The sequence below is a fragment of the Pseudomonas sp. W2Aug9 genome (assembly GCF_023127755.1).
GTDB classification, from domain to species: Bacteria; Pseudomonadota; Gammaproteobacteria; order Pseudomonadales; family Pseudomonadaceae; genus Aquipseudomonas; species Aquipseudomonas synxantha_A.
Genome location: NZ_SPKL01000033.1, coordinates 515 through 2,529, shown reverse-complemented (window position 1 = coordinate 2,529; position 2,015 = coordinate 515). Strand labels below are relative to the sequence as shown.

Here is a 2,015-nt window from a genome sequence, read left to right as displayed (position 1 = left end):
TCAGGGTGCTGACCACCAGCGCCAACACCGGGCGCCGCACGAACAAGTCGGTGAATTTCATTTTTCAGATCCTTGGTGTATCAGCGGCTTGCAGCCTGATCGAGCCCGACGGTGTCCTTGAGCGCGATGCGTACCAGGGCGCCGCTGCTCAAGCGCAACTGGCCGGAGGTGACCACGCGATCACCGGCCTTTACGCCGTCAAGCAGCACGACCCGGCCATCCGAGCGTTCGCCGGTCTTCACGTAGACTTGGCGTACCGTGTTGGTCAGTTGGGTATCAGCGCCCTCGACGACGTAGACAAAGTCACCGTAGGCGCTGTAGCTCACGGCTGTTTCAGGCACGCTGATCACGTCTTTTTTGGCTGGCAGATGGACTTCGCCATTGGCGTACATGCCGGGTGACAGCAGGTTGTCCGGATTCGGAACCGTGGCCTGGACCAGCACCGTGCGGGTGCCGGGGTCGATACGTGGTTCGAGGGTACTGACGTGGCCCTTGAACAAGCGCTGGGGGTACGCGTCTACGCTGACGCTCATCTCCTGGCCCGTTTTGAGCTGTGCCAGGGCACGTTCGGGCAGGGTGATGTTGGCGTACAGCGTCTGTGCGTCGGTCAGCGACACCATGGCATCTCCGGCCTGCACGAACTGGCCCAGGTTGACCTTGCGTACACCCAGCACGCCGGTGAAAGGGGCCTTGATGCGTTTCTGATCGATCAGCGCCTTGATCCGCACGATATCGGCCAGCGCCTGGGAGTAGGCGGACTGCACCTGATCCAGTTCCTCTTGCGTCGCCGCCTGTTGGGGCAGCAAGCGTTGGGTTCGTTGCAACTTGGCCTTGGCGTTGGCGGCCTGGGCCTGAAGCCTGGCCAGTTCGCCTTGCTCCGGCGCATCGTTGAGTCGCACCAGAGTTTGCCCGGCTTTCACCCGCTCGCCGGGTTGGAATGCAATGGCACGTACCAGGCCACCGCTTTCGGCGGTGACCATGACTTGGTGGGTGGCTTCCAGTTCACCGATACCCGCCAACGTGTTAGGCATATCGGCTTGCGTGGCGGTGGCGACGGCTACCTGGATGGCCGGCGCAGCCGTTCCGGCCGTCGTTTGGGTAGGTTGCGCAGAGGTGGACTGCCGGTACAAGCCGACGGCGCCGCCAATGGCGAGCACCGCAGCAATCGTGACGCACACTTTAAGTTTTTTATGCATGATTCCGGTACTGACGTAAGGCAAAAAATTAAGAGCCCTGATGGCTCAACGGTGACGAGCGCTCAACTGGACTGTTGATGCGCATGAGGGAGTCGGACCCGTGCAGCGAGAATCGCCAGCACGGCACCGAGCCCCAGAAAAAAGACCAAGGCGGCGAGCACGCTGGGGGCAAGCCCCATCGCGTCCACCAGCAGCCCAAGTGGAATGGGCACAGCGTTGAACAGGTAGATGGTCATATAGAAATACGCCACCAACTTGGCGTGGCAGTTGGCGGGAGCCAGCTGATTGATCAGCCGCGCACTGCCGACAAAAATGGCGCCATAAGCGTAGCCGCCGATTACCAGGGCCAGCGCCGCGAGCGTCAGCGAATGGACCGAGAAGGCCGTCAGCAGGAGCAGGAAGGCGGCACACTGGGCGAGCAATCCAGAACGCAATGCACGCGCTGCATCCAGGCGTTTGCAATACAGCTGGCTGGCCCCGGCGATCAACAGGTACACCGCCATGCTGTAGCCAAACATCCCACGGTCACTCAAGCCCAGTTGCTGTTCGGCAGCGCCGGGGCCAATCACGAAGACGCAGGCCGTGAACGACCAGCTGAAAAACACCGACCACGCGCACAAGTGGAAGGGCCGACCAATACCCCGCAGGCCTTCACGTAACGACGCTTGTGCAGTGTGAGCGGCGGTGTGGGCCTGGAGGGCGTGGCGGGGCCAGAGCGCCAGTACGCCGAGGGCGGCGACAGCGACCAGGGCCATGATCGACCAGAAGGGCAGGCTGGCCGGGTACAGGTTCAGTTGCAGTGCCACGCCGCTGAGCACT

General features: G+C 62.3%; 2 protein-coding genes. Both read right to left on the bottom strand.

Features of this window, described 5'->3' with window-relative positions; all coding sequences use genetic code 11:
• Nucleotides 1-80: 80 nt before the first annotated feature.
• Nucleotides 81-1,196: an efflux RND transporter periplasmic adaptor subunit gene (locus E3O56_RS20440; protein ID WP_103735330.1), complete on the bottom strand. Its 1,116-nt coding sequence runs from the start codon at nt 1,194-1,196 to the stop codon at nt 81-83.
• Between the two features lie 62 nt (nt 1,197-1,258).
• Nucleotides 1,259-2,015 (bottom strand): MFS transporter (locus tag E3O56_RS20435; RefSeq protein WP_348984344.1); only part of this gene is annotated, 757 nt, incomplete at its 5' end.